This is a genomic window from Flavobacterium sp. ACN6, from assembly GCF_002304005.1.
Taxonomy (GTDB): Bacteria; Bacteroidota; Bacteroidia; order Flavobacteriales; family Flavobacteriaceae; genus Flavobacterium.
Genome location: NZ_MRCQ01000005.1, coordinates 308,504 through 329,004 on the forward strand (window position 1 = coordinate 308,504; position 20,501 = coordinate 329,004).

At 34.4% G+C, this 20,501-nt stretch carries 17 protein-coding genes; 11 read left to right on the plus strand and 6 right to left on the minus strand.

Annotation, left to right across the window (positions count from 1 at the left end; translation table 11 throughout):
• Positions 1 to 54: 54 nt before the first annotated feature.
• The 5 genes from BSF42_RS10260 (at position 55) to proC (ending at position 5,469) form a co-directional block, all read left to right on the plus strand.
• Complete coding sequence (locus tag BSF42_RS10260) at positions 55 to 1,836, plus strand: tetratricopeptide repeat protein (protein WP_095952989.1); 1,782 nt, start codon at positions 55 to 57, stop codon at positions 1,834 to 1,836.
• A gap of 151 nt (positions 1,837 to 1,987) precedes the next feature.
• Positions 1,988 to 2,299 carry a DUF4286 family protein gene (locus tag BSF42_RS10265; RefSeq protein WP_095952990.1) on the plus strand — a complete coding sequence of 104 codons (312 nt, stop codon included), beginning with the start codon at positions 1,988 to 1,990 and terminating at the stop codon, positions 2,297 to 2,299.
• Positions 2,300 to 2,462: 163 nt separating this feature from the next.
• Positions 2,463 to 3,248 carry a 16S rRNA (adenine(1518)-N(6)/adenine(1519)-N(6))-dimethyltransferase RsmA gene (gene rsmA, locus BSF42_RS10270; protein ID WP_095952991.1) on the plus strand — a complete coding sequence of 262 codons (786 nt, stop codon included), beginning with the start codon at positions 2,463 to 2,465 and terminating at the stop codon, positions 3,246 to 3,248.
• On the plus strand, positions 3,232 to 4,581 hold the full coding sequence (mgtE, locus tag BSF42_RS10275; protein WP_095952992.1) for a magnesium transporter: 1,350 nt from the start codon (positions 3,232 to 3,234) through the stop codon (positions 4,579 to 4,581). Before rsmA ends, mgtE begins: the two co-directional genes overlap by 17 nt.
• A gap of 111 nt (positions 4,582 to 4,692) precedes the next feature.
• A complete protein-coding gene (gene proC / locus BSF42_RS10280; RefSeq protein ID WP_095952993.1) occupies positions 4,693 to 5,469 on the plus strand; it encodes a pyrroline-5-carboxylate reductase in 777 nt (258 codons plus the stop codon).
• A 273-nt stretch (positions 5,470 to 5,742) separates the two neighbouring features.
• Here the strand turns inward: proC and BSF42_RS10285 are convergent, their stop codons facing one another.
• Entirely contained in the window at positions 5,743 to 6,213 is a 471-nt protein-coding gene (locus tag BSF42_RS10285) for a hypothetical protein (RefSeq protein ID WP_216360278.1), read from the minus strand.
• A 10-nt stretch (positions 6,214 to 6,223) separates the two neighbouring features.
• Positions 6,224 to 7,369 carry a Na+/H+ antiporter NhaA gene (gene nhaA, locus BSF42_RS10290; RefSeq protein WP_095952994.1) on the minus strand — a complete coding sequence of 382 codons (1,146 nt, stop codon included), beginning with the start codon at positions 7,367 to 7,369 and terminating at the stop codon, positions 6,224 to 6,226.
• 616 nt (positions 7,370 to 7,985) lie between these two features.
• Between nhaA and BSF42_RS10300 the strand changes: the two genes are divergently transcribed.
• The 3 genes from BSF42_RS10300 (at position 7,986) to BSF42_RS10310 (ending at position 10,100) form a co-directional block, all read left to right on the plus strand.
• Positions 7,986 to 8,933 (plus strand): 2-hydroxyacid dehydrogenase, encoded by a 948-nt coding sequence (locus BSF42_RS10300; protein WP_095952996.1) that lies wholly within the window; start codon positions 7,986 to 7,988, stop codon positions 8,931 to 8,933.
• Positions 8,934 to 9,097: 164 nt separating this feature from the next.
• Entirely contained in the window at positions 9,098 to 9,745 is a 648-nt protein-coding gene (locus tag BSF42_RS10305) for an RDD family protein (protein ID WP_095952997.1), read from the plus strand.
• A 79-nt stretch (positions 9,746 to 9,824) separates the two neighbouring features.
• A complete protein-coding gene (locus tag BSF42_RS10310) occupies positions 9,825 to 10,100 on the plus strand; it encodes a TM2 domain-containing protein (RefSeq protein ID WP_095952998.1) in 276 nt (91 codons plus the stop codon).
• 73 nt (positions 10,101 to 10,173) lie between these two features.
• Here the strand turns inward: BSF42_RS10310 and BSF42_RS10315 are convergent, their stop codons facing one another.
• Positions 10,174 to 11,976, minus strand: a complete 1,803-nt coding sequence (locus tag BSF42_RS10315; RefSeq protein ID WP_095952999.1) for a lysophospholipid acyltransferase family protein — start codon at positions 11,974 to 11,976, stop codon at positions 10,174 to 10,176.
• A gap of 119 nt (positions 11,977 to 12,095) precedes the next feature.
• Between BSF42_RS10315 and BSF42_RS10320 the strand changes: the two genes are divergently transcribed.
• From BSF42_RS10320 to BSF42_RS10330, 3 genes are all read left to right on the plus strand, one after another.
• Positions 12,096 to 12,857: an exodeoxyribonuclease III gene (locus BSF42_RS10320; RefSeq protein WP_095953000.1), complete on the plus strand. Its 762-nt coding sequence runs from the start codon at positions 12,096 to 12,098 to the stop codon at positions 12,855 to 12,857.
• Positions 12,858 to 12,966: 109 nt separating this feature from the next.
• Positions 12,967 to 13,911 carry an OmpA family protein gene (locus BSF42_RS10325; RefSeq protein ID WP_095953001.1) on the plus strand — a complete coding sequence of 315 codons (945 nt, stop codon included), beginning with the start codon at positions 12,967 to 12,969 and terminating at the stop codon, positions 13,909 to 13,911.
• Between the two features lie 305 nt (positions 13,912 to 14,216).
• Positions 14,217 to 15,254, plus strand: coding sequence for an aldo/keto reductase (locus tag BSF42_RS10330; protein ID WP_095953002.1), 1,038 nt, complete (start codon positions 14,217 to 14,219; stop codon positions 15,252 to 15,254).
• A 92-nt stretch (positions 15,255 to 15,346) separates the two neighbouring features.
• On the opposite strand, the gene BSF42_RS10335 is transcribed toward BSF42_RS10330, so the two are convergent.
• From BSF42_RS10335 to radA, 3 genes are all read right to left on the minus strand, one after another.
• Positions 15,347 to 16,990 carry a DUF4139 domain-containing protein gene (locus BSF42_RS10335; RefSeq protein ID WP_095953003.1) on the minus strand — a complete coding sequence of 548 codons (1,644 nt, stop codon included), beginning with the start codon at positions 16,988 to 16,990 and terminating at the stop codon, positions 15,347 to 15,349.
• Positions 16,991 to 17,150: 160 nt separating this feature from the next.
• Complete coding sequence (locus BSF42_RS10340; RefSeq protein WP_095953004.1) at positions 17,151 to 19,118, minus strand: transglycosylase domain-containing protein; 1,968 nt, start codon at positions 19,116 to 19,118, stop codon at positions 17,151 to 17,153.
• Between the two features lie 20 nt (positions 19,119 to 19,138).
• A complete protein-coding gene (radA, locus tag BSF42_RS10345) occupies positions 19,139 to 20,500 on the minus strand; it encodes a DNA repair protein RadA (protein ID WP_095953005.1) in 1,362 nt (453 codons plus the stop codon).
• Position 20,501: the final 1 nt, after the last annotated feature.

Consider the following 20,501-nt stretch of genomic DNA (forward strand, 5'->3'; position numbering starts at 1 on the left):
CAGTTTGTAAGACTGAAAACGGCGACTGCGACTGAAAACTAAATAAAAGGCAGTATGAAAAACATATTGATTTATATCGTTTTATTGTGTTCTGGTTTTGCATTTAGTCAAAACGAGCAGCTGGCTCAATATTACTACGATAAAGGGGATTTCGATAAAGCTAAAATCAGCTACGAAGAACTTTTAAAAAGTGCGCCTTCTAATACGCAGTATTTTTTAAGAACAGTCGATTGTTATCAGCAGTTACAGCAGTTTACAAATGCTGAAAAAGCAATTCAAGACCGTTACAATCGTTATAAACAAGGTGTTTTTTTAGTTGAGTTAGGATATAACTTTCAACTGCAGAAAAATGATTCGAAAGCCAAAAATTATTACGAACAGGCAATTGAAAAAATAAAAATAAATCCGAATGATGTTTACGGCGTTGCTAATTCATTCGAGAAAAAAGTATTGTTGGAATATGCTTTAAAAGCGTACCAAACCGCAATGCAGATTCAGCCGAACTTCAATTTCAATTTTCAAATCGGAATGCTCTACGGACAATTAGGAAAAACCGATCAAATGATCGATTTATTATTGACAGAATCTTTTACAAATCCGCAAAATACCAATCTGATCCAAACGCAGCTTTCTCGATTTATGAATGGAGAAACAGATAATACGGCTTTTAAAGATGCAATGCGAAAAGCATTAATTCTTAAAACCCAAAAAGATCAGGACGTTTTCTGGAATCATTATTTAAGCTGGTTTTATGTACAGCAGAAAGAATTCGGAAAAGCTTTTATTCAAGAAAAAGCAATTTACAAACGCGAACCCGAATCGTTGATGAGTATCGTCAATCTGAGTCAGTTTGCAATGAATGAAGACGATGATGAAACTGCTGTAGAAATTCTAAATTTTATTCTTCAAAATACCAAAGATTTAGATTTATTGATTCAATCTAACGCCTATTTAATGCAGATTAAGATTGATAATGCTCAGGAAAAAGATTATCCCGCTATCCATCAGGAATTACAGCAGTTACTGGCAACTTACGAAATCAATCCTTTTACCTTATCTTTGCAGCTGATTCAAGCGCATTTTCTGGCTTTCAATTTGAAAAAAACAGAAGAAGGAAAGGCAGTTGTCAAAAAGGCTTTAGAATTAAATTTAAACGAATATCAAAAGGCCGATGCCAAAATGGAGCTGGCAGATATTTTACTTTTAGAAGAAAAATACAATCAGGCACTTATTTATTATTCGCAGATTCAATTGGATTTAAAGAATGATGTAATGGCGCACGAAGCCAGTTTAAAAGCGGCAAAAACCAGTTATTACAAAGGCGATTTTGAATGGGCGAATAAACAGTTTAAAGAATTAAAAGCGGCCAATACGCAGTTAATTGCCAACGACGCACTAGAATATTTTCTATTAATTAATGATAACACCGCTGCAGATTCTACTCAAGTCGCTTTGAAGCAGTTTGCAAAAGGAGATTTTTTAATTTATCAGAATAAAAAACAAGACGCCATAACGCAGTTTCAGAATATTTTAAAAACCTTTAAGGGACAAGAAATAGAAGCTGTAACATTATTGCGTTTAGGGAAAGTCTATGAAAGTCAGAAAGATTTTGCTTCGGCTTTAAGCCAATACCAGCAGATTATTGACAATCACAGTGACGGAATCTACGTAGACGAAGCACTATTTTTCTCAGCCGAAATTTACAATGACGAATTGAAAGAGGTAGAAAAAGCAAAACCACTTTATGAAAAGGTAATTTTTAATCATCAAGACAGTATTTACTTTGTCGATGCCAGAAAAAAATACCGCGAATTAAGAGGAGATAAGAATTTGTAGTTTGGTTTAATCGGTTAAACGTTTAACCGAATAACCAATTAAACAATTAAACAAAAAGAATTAGTAATACGATGATTCAATAAAGGATTTAAGAGCCTAAAATAAAAACTTAGAACCTTAACGCCTTAGAATCTCAGAACCTTAGAAAAAAATGATTATTTACAACGTTACCACAAACATACACGAAAGCGTTCACGACCAATGGTTAAAATGGATGCAGGAAAAACATATACCAGAAATATTGGCTACTCAAAAATTTTCATCGGCACGAATTGTAAAAGTTTTGGTTGAAGAAGAAATGGGCGGTATTACTTATTCTGTACAATATGTAACCGACAGCAAAGAAACTCTAGATAAGTTTTATATCGAAGATGAACCAGAATTTCACAGAGAAGCTTTAGGTTTATTTGCAGATAAAATGCTTTCTTTTAGAACAGAATTAGAAGTTATTTCGGAACACTAGGTTTTAGTTTACAGTCACGGTTTTCAGTTTACAGTTGAGAATTAGAAAATAACGAAATAAAGCTTTGTTTCTTTGATCCTTAGTGGCAAAAAATAAATAAAATAGGCATTGCCTTTACAGCAAAAAGAATACTTTTGCGCCCTCGCGGCAAACAAGAAATAAAATGGAAAAAGTAAAAGCCAAAAAACATTTAGGACAGCACTTTCTTAAAGACGAAAGCATTGCAAAAGCTATTGCCGACACTTTAAGTCTGAAAGGATACGATGAGGTTTTAGAAATAGGACCGGGGATGGGTGTGCTTACTAAGTATTTACTTGAAAAGCCGATTAACACACACGTTATTGAGATTGATACAGAATCTGTAACGTATCTGGGTGCCAATTATCCAAAATTAAAAGAGAAAATTATCTCTCAGGATTTCCTGAAATATAACATAAACGAAGTTTACGAAAACAAACAGTTTGCCATTATTGGTAACTTTCCGTATAATATTTCGACTCAAATTGTTTTCAGAACTTTAGAATTTAAACATCAGATTCCAGAATTTTCAGGAATGTTTCAAAAAGAAGTTGCCGAAAGAATTTGCGAGAAAAAAGGCTCCAAAGCCTACGGAATATTATCCGTTTTAGCCCAGGCTTTCTATATTACAGAGTATCTGTTTACGGTTGATGAAAACGTTTTTATTCCTCCGCCCAAGGTTAAGTCGGGTGTGATGAGAATGACCCGAAAGGAAGATTATAGTCTTCCTTGCAGCGAAAAGTTGTTTTTTACAGTTGTAAAAACCGCTTTTCAGCAGAGACGAAAAACATTACGTAACAGTTTGAAAACATTAAATTTATCAGACAAATTGCGAGAAGACATTATCTTTGATAAACGTCCAGAGCAGCTTAGCGTCGATGAATTCATTGAACTAACTCTAAAAATAGAAACCGATGGAGTTCAAAGTTAGTAGAGAATTTATACATCAGTTAGAAGATCTTATCAATAAGAAAAACGACAATGAACTTGAAGTTTTGCTTAATGATATGCACCACGCTGATATTGCGGAAATCTTAGACGAATTAGATTTCGACGAGGCAACCTATATCTTTAAGGTTTTAGATAGTGATAAAACAGCCGAAATTCTTCTGGAATTAGAAGAAGATCTGCGTGAAAATATCTTAAGCCGACTTTCGCCAAAAGAAATTGCAGAAGAGCTTGATGAGCTTGAAACGAACGATGCTGCCGATATTATTGCGGAACTTTCGCAAGAAATAAAAGCTGAGGTAATCTCCGAGTTAAATGATGTTGAGCACGCTAAAGATATTGTTGATCTTTTGCGTTACGACGAAAACACGGCTGGTGGATTGATGGGGAAAGAGCTCGTGAAAGTAAATGAAAACTGGAACGTCTTGACTTGCGTTAAAGAAATGCGAATTCAGGCAGAAAATGTTTCCAGAGTTCATTCTATTTATGTTGTTGATGACGAAAACAGGCTAAAAGGGCGACTGTCTCTTAAAGATCTACTGACTTCTTCTACCAAAACTCAGATTGGGGAAGTTTATATCCGAAAATTAAATTTTGTAAATGTTGATACGGAAGATGTCGAGGTCGCGCGTATCATGCAGAAATACGATTTAGAGGCAATTCCGGTTGTTGACGAATTGGGACGCTTGGTTGGAAGAATTACTATCGACGACATTTTGGACGTGATCAAGGAAGAAGCCGATAAAGATTACCAATTAGCAGCGGGTATTACACAAGACGTTGAGTCGAATGACAGCGTTTATGAATTGACAAAAGCGCGTCTGCCTTGGCTTTTAATCGGGATGGTGATCGAAATTGTAGCCTCTTTTGTTTTAAAAGGCAATGAAGCAACCTTTCAAAAATATTCGACTTTAATTATTTTTGTGCCTTTGCTTTCTGCTACAGCTGGAAATATCGGAGTTCAGGCTTCGGCAATTGTTGTGCAGGGTTTGGCAAACGGAACATTGAAAGAATTCAGCCGTGCTTATTTTACCAAAGAAATTACCGTTTCGATGATTTCGGGAAGCATTATTTCATTACTGCTTTTAGGCTATCATTCTGTAATGTACCAGCAGTATTTAGTGGGATTTGCTATTTCTATCTCAATGATTGTTGTGATTTTGTTTGCAGCAACTTTAGGAACTTTAGTACCGCTTTTCTTAAATAAAAATAAAATTGACCCCGCAATTGCGACCGGTCCATTTATCACAACCACAAACGACGTATTCGGAATTATGCTTTACTTCGGAGTGGCCAATTTGATTCTTGGATTTTAGATTTTTGCCACAAATTAGCATTTTACAGTGATTTAAAATCTCTAAAATCTGCGTAATTTACAGGCGGAAAATATACTGTTAATCAGTCATCATAAATTCAAACCAAGAAGAATGAAAGTACACATTATTGGAGGAGGAAACCTTGGGGTTTCTATTGCCTTGGGAATCGCTAAATTTTCAAAAAACAACCAAGTTACCGTTACAAGAAGAAACACAGCAAGTATTCAATATTTAACCGAGTACGGAATTACTGTCTCTAACGATAACAAACATACTATTCAAGAAGCTGATGTCGTAATTTTAACCATAAAACCGTATCAAGTCGATACTGTTTTGGCTGAAATTCTTACAGTGATTCAAAATAAAACAATTGCTTCGGCTGTAAGCGGATTATCTCTTGATGTGCTTCAGTCGAAAACAAATAATGAATATCCAGTTGTACGCATCATGCCAAATATTGCGGCACAATTTGGAGAATCGGCAACTTGTATTTCTTTTCCTGAAAAGTATAAAGAAAATGCAGCGCCAATTGTTGATTTATTCCAAGATCTAGGAACAGCTCCAGTAATTGACGAAAAACTAATGGATGCGGCAACTGTTTTAGGTGCATGCGGTACTGCGTATGCATTGCGTTACATTCGTGCGTCTATGCAGGCAGGAATCGAAATTGGATTTGATTCTCAAACCGCTTTAGCAATTGCGGCACAAACCGTAAAAGGAGCAGCAAAAATGCTTTTAGAGGAAAAAGTACATCCAGAACAATTAATCGACCGCGTAACAACACCTCAAGGCTGTACAATAGTTGGTTTAAATGAAATGGAACATAATGGTTTCAGTTCCTCTTTAATCAAAGGGATTAAAACTTCTTTGAAACAAATTAAAGGTTAGAATTATTAAAATCTCAATAATAGAAATTCCAAATTCCAATTTTTATTGGTGTTTGGAATTTTTTGGTTTTATAATTAATAGTTCAATTTGTCATCCTGAGGAACGAAGGATCACACTAGAAACTCCACAAACAAAATCTTTAATATTGTCGAACTGCTTTACGATATTATTGTCAAAAACCTTTGTCAAAGTTTTAAACTTTGACAAAGGTCGAGTTCTACAGATTCAAGTTTTTCAAGAACAATTGGAGTTTGGAATTTATAACTTGGAATTTTATTTTTTAACCAGCAGAATATACTTCAATCCGCATTCTGAAATCTTAGTATATGAATTCATAGCATTACCATAATTCTGAATGGTTAAAGTGTCTTTCACATATACAGCATCGATGCCAACAGGAATCTCTAACTCTTTTGCAGGAATCGAATCATTTTCCTCTTCATTGCTAATGTCGCCTTCGTATTCGTCCCATGGAATTCCTTCTAAAACAATATACTTTTCACCCGAACTGTTTTTAGAATAAGATGCTTTTCCTTTTAAAGTTCGAACACTTGTTTTAAAAACATATTGATAATCATTTTTAATTTTTGAAATGATTAACGAAAGATTGCATTCTTCAGATGTATATGTTCCTTCAATTTCATCTTTTAAATTTTCAGAAGAAGCTGGATTTTCTGATTTCTGATTACAAGAAATTAGAAAAAAATAAAATGCTGAGAGGATAAAAAATTGAATTTTGCTCATAACTTTTAGATTAAACCGCAGGGTTTTTATTTAAAACATACTTCAAATACACAAAACCCATAAGACCAGCTAAAAATGAGGCAATAAGAATTGCTATTTTAGAAAAAACAATGATTTCTGGGTTTTTAAAAGCAAGAACGGTAATAAAGATCGACATCGTAAAACCAATTCCGCCGAGCATTCCTGCGCCTAGAATATGTGCCCATTTTAGGTTTTTTGGCAAAATACATAAACCTGCAGTTACTCCGACAGAAGAGAATAGTAAAATTCCAAGCGGTTTACCAATTACAAGTCCAAGGATAATTCCGTAGCTATTAGTATGGCTCAATCCTTCGTGCCAGTTTTCTGTGATAGTTAAGGCAGTATTCGCAACGGCAAATAAAGGCAGTATAAAAAACGCAACAGGCTGATGCAAAAAATGCTGTAACTTGTATGAAGAAGTCTTTTCGCCGCCATCACCAAACGGAATAACAAATGCTAGAATTACACCCGTGATTGTAGCATGAACTCCCGAGTTTAGCATAAAATACCACATTATAATACCACCAATGATGTATGGAATTAAATTGTGAATTTTCATTCGATTTAAAACAAACAAAGCACACCAAATTCCAAGTGCAATTCCTAGATTTAAAAATGAAATGGAAGTTGTGTAGAAAATGGCAATAACGATTATAGCGCCTAAATCATCGATAACAGCCAAAGCCGTTAGAAATACTTTTAATGAAGCAGGAACTTTATTGCCGAGAAGAGATAAAATTCCAATTGCAAAAGCAATATCTGTAGCCATCGGGATTCCGGCTCCGTTTTGAGTAGTTGTTCCGTAATTTAAAACCAAAAAGATTGCAGCGGGAACCAGCATACCACCAAAAGCAGCCATGATTGGTAAAGATGCATTTTTGAAATTAGACAATTCGCCATGATAAATTTCACGTTCCAATTCTAATCCGATAAGCAGAAAAAAAATCGTCATTAAACCATCATTAATCCAGTCTGTTATGGAATGACCTGCGATTTCTTTTTCCCAAAATGCTACATACGGAACTTGAAAAGATGAATTTGCCAAGTAAAGAGATAAAATCGTGACAACGAGCAAGATAATTCCTCCTGATTTTTCGTTTTCAAAAAAAGCTTTAAAAGTTTTGGTTAATTTCATTTTAGAAAAGTTCAGAAGATTTAGGAATGACATTTTTTTAAGGCTTGTATTTTCAAAGTTAAAAAAAATATGACCAATAAAAAAGTTTGGCCGCGAAGTCACGAAGACTCAAAGTTTTGTTTTTAGTTATTTGAATTTAGTGCAAGAGAAAAAATCCATAAAATCTGCAAAATCTGCGAGAGAAAAATTATGCGTCTAAGTGCTAACGATCATGTTTAGCCGCGAAGTCACAAAGGCTCAAAGTTTTGTCTTTAGTTATTTTGAATTTAGTGCAAGAGAAAAAATCCATAAAATCCATAAAATCTGTGAGAGAAAAATTATGCGTCCAAGTGCTGACTATCATGTTAGCCGCGAAGTCACAAAGGCTCAAAGTTTTGTTTTCGGTTATTTGAGTTAAGTGCAAGAGAAAAAATCCATAAAATCTGCAAAATCTGCGAGAGAAAAATTATGCGTCTAAGTGCTAACTATAATGTTTAGCCACGAAGTTACGAAGACTCAAAGTTTTTATTCTATTTAATTCAAGAATGAAATCTACATTAAAAAAAACTTTGTGCCTTTGCGACTTAGCGAGATTAAATTAACCGTATTTTTGTTTATCATAAAATCTGAAAAAATAATGAGCATAAAAATTCTTCATATCGACAGTAATAATCCAATACTTTGGAATCAATTAGAAGAAGGAGGTTTTGAAAATCATGCCGATTTTAAATCTTCAAAAGAAGAAATACAAGCAAAAATACATGACTACAACGGAATCGTAATTCGCAGTCGTTTTAAAATTGATAAGACATTTCTGGATAGCGCAACAAAGTTGCAATTTATTGCGAGAGTCGGCGCTGGCTTGGAAAGTATTGATTGTGAGTATGCTTCTTCAAAAGGAATTCATCTTATTGCTGCGCCAGAAGGAAATCGCAACGCTGTTGCAGAACATTCGCTTGGCGTAATTTTGTCTCTATTTAATAACCTAAACCAAGCTGATGCAGAAGTAAAAGCAGGACATTGGAACCGAGAAAGTAATCGTGGTCACGAATTGGATTTAAAAACGGTCGGAATTATTGGTTACGGAAATATGGGAAAAGCTTTTGCTAAAAAACTAAGAGGTTTTGATACAGAAGTTTTATGTTATGACATTTTGGATAATGTCGGTGATGAAAACGCAAAACAGGTGTCGTTATCCGAATTACAAGAAAAAGCAGATGTTTTAAGCCTTCACCTGCCATGGACTCCAGAAACCGACAAAATGGTCAATAAAAGTTTTATCGACGCATTTAAGAAGCCATTCTGGATCATAAATACTTCGCGTGGTAAAAATATAGTTACTGCAGATTTAGTTGAAGCTATGAAGTTAAAAAAGGTATTAGGCGCAGGTTTGGATGTTTTGGAGTATGAGAAACTTTCGTTTGAAACGCTTTTTCAGGATGAAAATACTCCAGAAGCATTTCAATATCTGCTGGAAGAAAAGAATGTTTTACTGACACCTCACATTGCGGGGTGGACTTTTGAAAGTCATGAACGTTTGGCGCAAGTAATTGTAGATAAGATAAAAGCGGTTTATAAAGTATAGATTTGTTTTAGGATTTGAATAGAATCTTTTTCGATTTTAAATTTTATTGAATTAGTTTTATGTGTTAATTTTTAATAATATTGTTTCAGTTTTTAACAAAACATTTTGAATGTTTGAGTTGAATTCCCCAAAAACCAAAAACTAAACTAATATTTAAAAATCCTATGATTATCTACGGAAGAAAAACGGTTCAAAGTACCCTTAAATCTGGAAAATTTGATTGCCCGAATTGCAGAAGACAAGAAAGCTATCAATTAAAAAACTATCAGCTTTATTTTCATATTTTCTTTATTCCATTGCTTAAAATTAAAGATGTAGGCGATGAGTTAAGCTGTTTCTTCTGTAATACGGCTTACATTCCCGGATCGGTTTTGTCTGCGCATGAATACGATACAAGAAATAGAATGGGAAATACTTCGCAAGAAGAAAACAGTGTAATTGGTCTTGTGCCGTGTGACTTTGGAAAAAGAATTGGAGCTTTTGTTATAGATATTGCTCTTTTGTATGCGGTCAATCTAATTCTGATTTATTACATAAAATCTGGACTTGGATTTATTCCTTTAATTGGTTTCGGGTATTTTATGCTCTGCGACTTTTTATTCAAAGGCTCCTCTGTAGGGAAATTAGCGCTGTCTATTAAAACAGTTGATTATAATGAGGGGCAAAATGTGCTTCCTTTCTATACGATTATAAGAAATCTAATTAAAGGAATTTGTGTTTTCTTCCCACTAATTTATTTAGCTTCATTATTGAATCAGGAAAAAAGAGCGCTTCATGATTTGGCTGCCCAAACGATGGTAGTAGATAAGTAATACATTATTTGTCTTGTCAGATTTGATCTGAGGTTTAACGATTTTGTAAACTATATTATTAACTATAAAGGAAATAAAAATGGAGAATACAAAAAGAGAAGATTGGAACAATCCAATACACTATCGAAGAGAAAATAAAAAAGTAATTTCAGCTATTCTGGCAATTCTATTAGGTTATTTGGGAATTCATAAATTCTATCTTGGTTATACCAAAGAAGGTGTGATTCAGCTTCTTTTAGGACTTTTGTTTGGCCTTGGCGGACTAATAGGTATTATCGAAGGAATTATTTACTTGACAAAATCAGACGAAGAGTTTTATCAGACTTATCAAGCCGGTTATAAAGGCTGGTTTTAAGCAAACCACATAATAAAAAGTCCCATTTGTTTAACAAATGGGACTTTTTATTATTTTTATATAAAAGAAAATCTTAATCTTCCTTTTCAGATAATTTACGCTCCAATTCTATTTGAAATTCTTCAATAACAGGTTTCATAGTGCTTTCTGGAATATCTGCGATTCTAATGTACATTAAACCATCTATAGCGTTGTTGAATAAAGGATCGACATTGAAAGCAACCACTCTTGCATTTTGTTTGATGTATTTTTTAATTAAAACCGGTAAACGTAAATTTCCTGGTTCCAATTCATCAATGATTTTATCGAATTTATTTAAATCAGATTCGGCTTCATCAAAGATAAAGTCTTTATCTGCATCTTTTAGTTTTACTTTATACGCTTTTTTCGGGTGGATGTATTGCGCAATATACGGATCGTAATAATTTGATTTCATGAACTCAATCATCAAAGATTTAGAGAAATCTGAGAATTGGTTACTGATACTTACACCGCCAAGTAAATACTTGTGTTCTGGATGACGTAAAGTGGTGTGTATAATACCTTTCCATAATAAGAACAAAGGCATTGGTTTCTGCTGATATTCTTTTACAATAAATGCACGTCCCATTTCGATTGACTTGTGCATCATATCGTGTAATTCTGGTTCAAATCTAAAAAGGTCATTAAGGTAAAAACCTTCAATGCCGTATTTAGGATAAATTTCAGAACCCAATCCCATTCTATAAGCACCAGCAATTTTTTTGGTTTCATCATCCCATAAAAACATATGGTGATAATATTGGTCAAATTTATCTAAATCGATAGATTCATTCGTTCCTTCGCCCACTTCACGAAAAGTAATTTCACGTAAACGGCCAATTTCGTGTAAAATATTCGGAACCGCTTTTGCTCTTGCAAAAAAGACTTCGTAGTTTTTGCTTTGTAATAATCGGCAATCGCTGTTTCTCAATGCATTTACTTCGTCGATCATTTTTGATTCGTCGACAGGCGTAACTATTTTTTTTGGTGCTTTTGAAATTTTTAAACTTGCTGTGTCCAGCAATTTGCTGTCCTTTTCAAAAGGATTTGCCAGCATATACGTTTTCTTTCTTAAGAATTCTGAATATTCTTCAAAAGATTCAATTTCGTTTTGCTCATTTACAGAGATTGGTTTTCCAATACGAACTTTAATTACACGATCCTTTTGAGTCAAAAGCTCAGAAGGCAGTTTTGCAGTACGCAGCGTGTCATCAATTTTAGAAAGCCAGTAAAATAATTTACTGTTTTTAGCATGAAAATAAATGGGTACAACAGGAACTTTGGCTTTTCTGATTAATTTCAGAGCGCCTTCTTCCCATGGTTTATCCACAACTAATTTTCCATCTTTATAAGTAGAAACTTCTCCGGCAGGGAAAATCCCTAAAGGTTTTCCGTCACTTAAATGACGTAAAGTTTCTTTAATACCAATTACGCTCGATTTAGCATCCTTATGATTTTCAAAAGGGTTAACCGGCATAATATATTTTTTCATAGGAACAATTCTATGCAATAAGAAATTGGCGATAATCTTGAAATTTGGCTCTCTTTCAAGCATTAATTTCAATAATAAAATTCCGTCAATTCCCCCAAGAGGATGATTAGAAATAGTAATATAGGCACCATCTTTTGGCAGACGTTTTAAATCTTCTTCAGGGATTTCAAATTTGATTTCCATCTCATCTAAAATTCCATTCAAAAACGCCAGGTCTTCCAAATGTTTATTACGATCGTAAATTTTATTAAGGGTTGAGATCTTAAGAACCTTCATAAGAATCCAGCCAGAAAAGGTACCGAAAACTCCGTACTTTTCAACATTTATTGCCTTTGCAACTTCTTTCGCGGTAACTAAACCCATGTACTACTTTTAATTTATTAGAACAGCGAACAAAGATAACAAAAAAGTCTACTTTTCATTGTTTCCAAGATAAACTTTGCACTTTTTTATTACATTTGAAATCCTTTAAAAAAACACTGATGAAAATTATTTCTTATAATGTAAACGGAATTCGTGCTGCGATAAACAAAGGTTTTATCGAGTGGCTGCAACAAGCAAATCCTGATGTGATCTGCCTTCAGGAAATAAAAGCTACACAGGATCAGATTCCGGTTGATGATATAACGGCAGCTGGCTATCCTTTTCAATACTACTATCCTGCAACAAAAAAAGGATACAGCGGCGTAGCAATTTTGTCTAAAACAAAACCTAATAATATTGTTTTTGGAACTGGAATTCACCATATGGATTTTGAAGGACGAAATCTTCGTGCCGATTTTGACGATGTTTCTGTAATGAGTTTATACCTTCCATCTGGAACAAACATTGAAAGACTGGATCATAAATTTATGTTTATGGATGATTTTCAGACGTACGTTAATGAATTAAAACTTACGATTCCAAACCTGATTATCTGCGGAGATTATAATATCTGCCACGAAGCAATTGATATTCACGATCCTGTTCGTAATAAAACAGTTTCTGGATTTCTTCCTGCAGAACGCGCGTGGTTAGATGGTTTTATGAAATCTGGTTTTATAGATAGTTTCCGTCATTTCAATAAAGATCCGCATCATTATTCTTGGTGGAGTTATCGTGCAGGCGCAAGAGGGAATAACAAAGGCTGGCGTATCGATTATAATTTAGTGAGCGATTCATTGGAAAGCAGATTAAAAAGAGCCGTTATACTTCCAGACGCTGTGCATTCAGATCATTGTCCGGTTTTAGTCGAAATTGACTAAAGTTTGGTATTGTTCTTGTTGAAAAGATTTAAGTTTTAAAATTGATATTGGCATTAAATTTTGAAATTTAAAATTATAAACGCCCCGAAATAAAAACCAATTAAGAAAGATGATTAAAAAAGCCTCCATCGGATTGCTAGTATTAGCCTTGTCCACAACGTCATGTGTTTCGAAGAAAATTTACAATGATTTAGAAACAAAGTATTCAGATTTAAAAAAAGAAAACCGATCTATTGCCGATGAAAATGAAAGTTTGAAGACAGCAAAAAATCAGTTAGAACTCGATCGTGATAAACTGACTAAGGATTTGGCCAGTACAAAAGACGATTTGGCTAAACAAAAAGCCGATCTTGCTGCAGAGCAGAAAAAATATAAAGTATTACAAGATTCATACAATGCTCTAGAGAAAAACAGCAATGATGCTTTAGAGAAAAACATGGCTAAAAACCGTGAATTGCTGGCGCAATTAGAAGCAAAAGGTAAAGCTCTTGCAGAGGAACAAGCTCGTTTAGATAAAACAGCAAGTCGCTTAAACGAACTTGAAGCTATGATTGCGGCAAAAGAAGAAGCAATGCGTAAATTAAAAGAAACTTTATCGAAAGCCTTAAACGGATTTGAAGGTAAAGGTTTAACAGTAGAACAGAAAAATGGAAAAGTATATGTTTCTATGGAAAACAAATTACTTTTTAATTCAGGAAGCTGGGCTGTTGGAACAGAAGGTAGAAAAGCAGTTGTAGAACTTGGAAAAGTTTTAGGAGATAATCCAGATCTTTCGGTTCTTATCGAAGGTCATACAGATGATGATCCGTATGCAGGTTCAGGGCCAATTGCGAACAACTGGGATTTGTCTACTAAAAGAGCTACTGCAATTGTAAATATTTTGAGCGAAAATGCCAAAATCAACAAACAAAAATTAACAGCAGCGGGAAGAAGCGAATTTTCTCCATTAGCAAGCAATGCTACTGCAGAAGGAAAAGCGAAAAACCGTAGAATCGAAATCATCTTAACGCCAAGATTAGATGAAATCGCTGAAATGCTTAATAGTATTAATTAAAGGTTCTAAGGTTCTGAGGAACTAAGATGCTAAGATTTTAAAAGGGTTCAAAGTTTTACTTTGGACCCTTTTTTCTTCCTGCAAGGTTTTTAAAATCTTGTAGGTTTGATTCGGCTTATTTAGATTTAAAAGTTATACCAACAAGGTTTTGAAAACTTTGCAGGAACGCCTGCTAATAAACTTAGCGTCTTAGAAACTCAGTCCCTCAAAAAAATCTTGTACTTTTTTTAACCTTTGCCACATTTCGATTTGAATAATCCCTTTGTACCTTTGTTTCTTTGCAACTTTGAACCTTTAAGAAAAAAATGAAATACACAACATTACCCAACACCGACATAAAAGTTAGTAAAATATGCCTTGGAACGATGACTTTCGGGCAGCAAAATACAGAAGAAGAAGGGCACGCTCAAATGGATTATGCTCTTGAAAGGGGAGTGAATTTTTTTGATACCGCAGAAATGTATTCCGTTCCTGCGAGTGAGGCTACATACGGAAGTACAGAAAAAATTATTGGAACCTGGTTTAAAAAATCAGGAAATAGAGATAAAGTAATTTTAGCATCAAAAATTGCGGGTCCAAACGCGAATTTTGGATACATGCGTGAGAAGGTGGATTTTTCGCCTGCGAGTATAAAATATGCGGTTGAAAACAGCTTAAAAAGACTTCAGACAGATTATATAGATTTGTATCAAATGCACTGGCCGGAAAGAAAAACGAATAATTTCGGACAGCGTGCTTTTCACGGACACGATGATGTTTGGGAAGATAATTTTAGAGAAATCCTTGAAACGTTTGGCGGATTAATCAAAGAAGGTAAAATCAAACATATTGGAGTTTCAAATGAAAATGCTTGGGGAATGATGCGTCTTTTGGAAGAAAGCAAATACAACAATCTGCCAAGAATCAAAACCGTTCAAAATCCGTATTCTTTGTTGAATCGTTTGTTTGAAGTAAATTCTGCCGAAGTTTCGAAATATGAAAATATTGGTTTGTTAGGATATTCACCTTTAGCATTTGGAGTTCTTACAGGTAAATTCTTAACGGGTGAAAGTCATCCAAAAGCGAGAGTTAATCTTTTTCCGCAATATACACGTTACAAAAGCGAACAATGTACGCAAGCAACAAAATTGTATCAGGACATCGCTAAAAAACATGGTTTAACGTTAACCGAATTGGCAATGGGATTTGTACTGCAGCAGCCATTCTTAACAAGTTCAATTATTGGAGCTACCACTTTAGAACAATTAAAAGAAAATATCGATACAATTGATGTCGTTCTTTCTAAAGAAATCCTTGCAGAAATTGATGCTGTTCAAGCAATTATTCCTGATCCGGCGCCGTAATTGAGGGCAGGCTTTCTAGAAGATCAAGTCAGAAGGCAGGATAAAAAATTCCCGATGCACTTTGTATCGGGAATTTTTTTAAGTACTGGAATTTATAAATTTAAGCTCTGATCTTTAGGAAATCTGACTTTATAACTCATTCTGATTTTCTTGGTTTCACTTGGTTTTAGGTCAAATTGCCAAGTTAATATTCCTGTTTCTGTGTTCACCTTTGCGCTGTCGCTTTGCAATAGTTCAACCTCTATTTCTTTATTCGTGCTTAAAGGATATTGATCTTTCAATAACAATTCGACAATCTCTTTTTTATTGTTTCGGACAATTATGTCATATGTAAAAACTTGTTCTTTTTTTGAGGAGAAAAACTTAGTTCCTGATTTATCAGCAACTTTTTCGCGTTTAATAGAAACTTTTTTATCGCGACCCATGCTTAAATTGAGAGTGTCGCTTGTTTGATTTGGCTCTATAAAAGTTTTACCAACATACATACCTTCAAAAATAATATTGGCCTCGCCTCTTAGTAAATTGTATTTGCTGTAATCTGCAATTTCTGCTAAAAGGAAAGCTTCGTTTTCTGCTTTTGGTACAGCATAATATTTATAAGTTGCCGGGAGTTTTATTTCTTTTAGTGAAACACTGTGTATTTTTCCATTTGATAATATGTCATAAGGAATATCAATATCAAAAGAAACAATAAGCTGGTTTTCCTCAACAGTTGTGTAATTTGAAATAGATGATTCGGTCATAACTGGAGATGGAACAGGTGTTGCTTTTTCGACAACCTCATCATTAGTTTTTCTCATTGCTGCAGATGAACTTTGTAACTGATTCATCCGGTTTTTTTGATTATAACCAAGGTTTGTTGGTACATAGTTTCTCAAAAACCATGAACTAAGCATTGGCGCTTGATTGTTTTGGTTGGGCAGTCCACTTGATAGCGTAAGTTTAACTTTTTTCCAGTCGATACCCGTATTCTGAATAACCTGAGCTTTGTACATCATATTTATTGATGATGATACTCCATCACTTCGTAAATCGTAAAAAGGCACCCAGGCGGCATCATTAGTTAAGTATGAAATATCCAAGGGAACTACACCCGCGGTAGTATTCATAATCTGAATAATTAATTTACCAGATGATGTCTTTTCTTCCTTTCCTTCATTTATTTGTAGTTTGTTTTGAAGTTTATATAGCAGCTCATTTAATTTTTGCTCTTTTTCGTTAAGGTTGTTAATGTTATTGGCAATCTCGATTTGTTTATTTTTATAATAATCAACCATTTTTATTAATTCGGTTACATTTAAACCTGAGTTTACGCCTGAAATTTGTTGGTTTTTGTCTAAAAGCTCAATCGTTTTGGTTTCAGAATTAATTATATTTTGAACTTTCAGAATTTCTTTTTGAACCAAAGAAATGCTGTCCCTTACGCGTTTCAACTCTGGAGATCTTGTGTCAGATTCGTATTCTGATATGTAATTATTCGTAAACTGTACAGATAATACTGTAACATTTGATGGTGCACCAATCTGTATAGAACTTTCGTTTAGTGATGCTGCGACATTTTTTATCACAATTTCAGTTGTTCCTGCTGGTAAGGTTACTGCTGCGGTCTGCGAAATTTCGGCGGCATTAAAGTATACTGTTGCTGATTTTACTTTAGCTGTTGTAAAAATTGGTTTTTGAGCTAATGCAAAAACACAAAATAGCAATAAAACAGATGTAGCTTCTTTTTTTTTCATGATTAATTATTTTTTTTGCAAGATATAGATTACAAATATCAATAATTTTAGATGGATTATGACATGTTTGAGACAAAGATTTCACTTGTTACGGAATATTTTAAAAAAAGCGCTGTATAACTCTAGATATACAGCGCTTTTTTTATGGGAATAAAAACGATTACAAATCAAATTCCTCTTCAATAGACAATAACGAATCATTTTTAATCGCAGTAGAATCTGGAACTTTAATTTTAATTAAAGATCGGGCGTTTCCTGAAATATAAACCGGCAATAAACCAATCGTATCCTCAGGAACCAAAAGACCGCGGCGGAACATTAGGTTCTTTAGGAATTTCTGATTTTTAATAGCATAATCTTTGAGATTGCCTTGGTCATTAAACTGATACATGAATTTTCTTGGTTTCGGAATAATCGTTGCCAAGTACAAACATTCGTCAACGTTTAAAGCCGAAGGACTTTTTTGGAAATAAAAATGACTCGCTTCACCAATTCCGTATACATTTGGTCCCCATTCGATAATATTGAAATAAACCTCTAGCATTCTTTCTTTGCTTACAATTCGGTTATTTTCTAAAATGTAAACCAATAAAATTTCTTCAAGCTTTCGCGAAAGCGTTTTTTCACGAGTCAAAAAGACATTCTTTATCAATTGCATACTGATTGTGCTGGCACCGCGAGAGAATTTTCTGGTTCTGATGTTTTTTAGAATCGATTGTTTGAAAGCTTCATTAATAAAGCCGCGATGTGAAAAGAATGACGGATCTTCTGTTGTTAAAACAGATTTTCTTAAGTAAGGGGAAATCTGGTCTAAAGGCGTATAATTCGGATTTGCATTTCCGACCAAAACAGGGCGCTGCAATACATTTTGAATAATCGCGCGGTATACAAATTCGCTATTTAATTTATTTAAATCGGCTTCGCCGTATTTGGTAATTCTTAAATCTTCCTTATTGAGTTTGCTGTCGAAAACAAGTGTATTAGGTTTGTTTTTGTTGAACTTGAAATCCAGTTTATAATTGAAATTTCCAGTTGCCTGCATTCCTTGAAAATGAGTAAATAAACCGTCTGGAAGCGAAACGATAAAATCCTGAGCTTTCATTTTCGGAATATCCATTTTTAAAGTATAAACCGTATCTTTTTCAGTATCATAAGAAATGTAAGGACGTACTTTAATTTTATTTAACTGCATTGTTGAAGTGCTGTCGATAGAAATAAAACTATCTCCCAATAAAAAGCGGTAATCAAAACGCGCATTTTTTATAACCACATCTTTACTCGCAATTTTTGGATGGTTGATTTTAAGATTCGCGATAGAAGTATAGCCGTCAATATGCAGTTCACTGCCGCTTTTATCAATGTTTTGAACATTTAATCGAATCGAATCAAAACTTGCTTTTAAGTTATAACGCTGGTCCAGATAAGGAACGCGGATTGCGCCAGTGTCTAAATTGAAAAATCGGATATCGGCTTTTTTATTTCTTGGATCTGCAAAACCTTTTATGTTCCAGCGCTGGTCAAAATCTTTTGCCTGTACATGCAGGTTGGTTTCTAGTTGTTTGTTGTTTAAAACTAATTTATTTACATCGACAGAAGTTTGTTTTCCGTTATCATCGATTTTGAATTTGAAGTTTTTCAAATCCATATCAGTTGGAACTAAATTCAAGAGTTTGGAAATGATTCTATAAGCAAAAGTACCATACTTACGTTTTTCGTTTGACTCTGATTCTTCTCGATCTCTCTTCAAGAAAGCATCAAAATTTCGTTTTTTGCCTTTTTTGACCAATTGAATGTAACCATTATCAATTTTTAAAGTACCGACTTGAACATCGCCTATCAATAAACTGCTTAAACTTATGCTGGTTTCTACGTTTTTAATTTTGCATAATGTGTCCGCATTTATCGGTGCCAAAACCACATCTGTCAAATGTATAGTAGACAAGCCATCAAACGAAGCCGATTTTACAGAAAAATTACTGTTATATTCAACAGCCATTTTATGGGTTACTTTTGCAATTGCCTGCTTTAAAAGTGAATTTCGGAAATAATACAATCCGATGCAAAGCAAAACCAATACTACGGCTAGTATTTTTAATGCTTTGTATATTTTTTGTTTTGGAAAATTCATAGTGGTATTTTTATCAGAAATCAACCAAAAAGAATGCTGGCGACATCTTCTATTTTTGCTACAAGTTCAATTTTAATTCCCGTGTTTTTTAAAGCAATTTTATTGTATTTAGAAACAAAGATAGTATCAAAACCTAGTTTTTCGGCTTCCTGAATGCGTTGGTCTACACGATTTACAGGACGAATTTCGCCAGAAAGCCCAACTTCCCCGGCAAAGCAGAAACCTTTTCCAACAGGAATATCTTCATTAGATGAAAGAATGGCGGCTACAACTGCCAAATCAATTGCTGGATCATCAACAGAAATTCCTCCGGTAACGTTTAAGAAAACGTCTTTTGCTCCTAAACGAAATCCTGCTCTTTTTTCTAAAACAGCCAAAATCATATTTAGTCTTTTAGCATTATAGCCAGTTGTGCTTCGTTGTGGTGTTCCGTAAACTGCAGTACTTACCAACGATTGTATTTCGATCATTAACGGACGCATACCTTCAAGAGTTGTGGCAATTGCGGTTCCAGATAACTCCTCGTCTTTATGGGAGATCAAAATTTCAGAGGGATTGCTGACTTCTCGCAAACCACTTCCGAGCATTTCGTAGATTCCAAGTTCTGATGTAGAACCGAACCGATTTTTTAAAGAACGTAAAATTCTATAAATATGATTTCGATCGCCTTCAAACTGAAGAACCGTATCTACCATATGCTCCAAAATTTTGGGACCAGCAATGTTTCCATCCTTAGTAATGTGACCAATTAAGATTACAGGAATATTACTTTCTTTGGCAAATTTGATAAGTTCGGCAGTTGTTTCTCTAATTTGAGAAATACTTCCGGCTGTCGATTCGATATAGTCGGTATGCAGAGTCTGAATCGAGTCAATGATGACGACTTCAGGTTGAATGGTTTCAATCTGTTTGAAAATATTCTGCGTCTTAGTTTCCGTCAAAATATAGCAGTTGTCGCTATTTGGTGTTATTCTTTCGGCGCGCATTTTTATCTGTTTCTGACTTTCTTCTCCAGAAACGTATAATGTTTTATAAGGTAATTTTAGAGAAACCTGAAGCAAAAGCGTACTTTTTCCTATTCCAGGTTCTCCTCCTAAAAGTGTCAAAGATCCAGGGACAAGACCGCCGCCCAAAACGCGATTTAATTCGCCGTCAGTTGTATCCATGCGAACTTCCTGAGCAGAATCAATTTCGTTTATTTTTAAAGGTCTTGGCGCTTTGCCGGCTGGAGTAGATTCACTCTTCCAAGCCACTTTTTCCTGTTTTTGAATAATTTCTTCGGCAATCGTATTCCATTCTTTGCAGGCATTGCATTGTCCCTGCCATTTGGAATATTGCGTTCCGCAGTTTTGACAAAAAAAGGAAGTTTTAACTTTTGACATT

Bases quoted from the DNA above. Each gene is read 5' to 3' on its own strand.
- BSF42_RS10260 (WP_095952989.1), top strand. From the start codon at position 55: ATGAAAAACATATTGATTTATATCGTTTTATTGTGTTCTGGTTTTGCA.
- BSF42_RS10265 (WP_095952990.1), top strand. From the start codon at position 1,988: ATGATTATTTACAACGTTACCACAAACATACACGAAAGCGTTCACGAC.
- rsmA (WP_095952991.1), top strand. From the start codon at position 2,463: ATGGAAAAAGTAAAAGCCAAAAAACATTTAGGACAGCACTTTCTTAAA.
- mgtE (WP_095952992.1), top strand. From the start codon at position 3,232: ATGGAGTTCAAAGTTAGTAGAGAATTTATACATCAGTTAGAAGATCTT.
- proC (WP_095952993.1), top strand. From the start codon at position 4,693: ATGAAAGTACACATTATTGGAGGAGGAAACCTTGGGGTTTCTATTGCC.
- BSF42_RS10285 (WP_216360278.1), bottom strand. From the start codon at position 6,213: ATGAGCAAAATTCAATTTTTTATCCTCTCAGCATTTTATTTTTTTCTA.
- nhaA (WP_095952994.1), bottom strand. From the start codon at position 7,369: ATGAAATTAACCAAAACTTTTAAAGCTTTTTTTGAAAACGAAAAATCA.
- BSF42_RS10300 (WP_095952996.1), top strand. From the start codon at position 7,986: ATGAGCATAAAAATTCTTCATATCGACAGTAATAATCCAATACTTTGG.
- BSF42_RS10305 (WP_095952997.1), top strand. From the start codon at position 9,098: ATGATTATCTACGGAAGAAAAACGGTTCAAAGTACCCTTAAATCTGGA.
- BSF42_RS10310 (WP_095952998.1), top strand. From the start codon at position 9,825: ATGGAGAATACAAAAAGAGAAGATTGGAACAATCCAATACACTATCGA.
- BSF42_RS10315 (WP_095952999.1), bottom strand. From the start codon at position 11,976: ATGGGTTTAGTTACCGCGAAAGAAGTTGCAAAGGCAATAAATGTTGAA.
- BSF42_RS10320 (WP_095953000.1), top strand. From the start codon at position 12,096: ATGAAAATTATTTCTTATAATGTAAACGGAATTCGTGCTGCGATAAAC.
- BSF42_RS10325 (WP_095953001.1), top strand. From the start codon at position 12,967: ATGATTAAAAAAGCCTCCATCGGATTGCTAGTATTAGCCTTGTCCACA.
- BSF42_RS10330 (WP_095953002.1), top strand. From the start codon at position 14,217: ATGAAATACACAACATTACCCAACACCGACATAAAAGTTAGTAAAATA.
- BSF42_RS10335 (WP_095953003.1), bottom strand. From the start codon at position 16,990: ATGAAAAAAAAAGAAGCTACATCTGTTTTATTGCTATTTTGTGTTTTT.
- BSF42_RS10340 (WP_095953004.1), bottom strand. From the start codon at position 19,118: ATGAATTTTCCAAAACAAAAAATATACAAAGCATTAAAAATACTAGCC.
- radA (WP_095953005.1), bottom strand. From the start codon at position 20,500: ATGTCAAAAGTTAAAACTTCCTTTTTTTGTCAAAACTGCGGAACGCAA.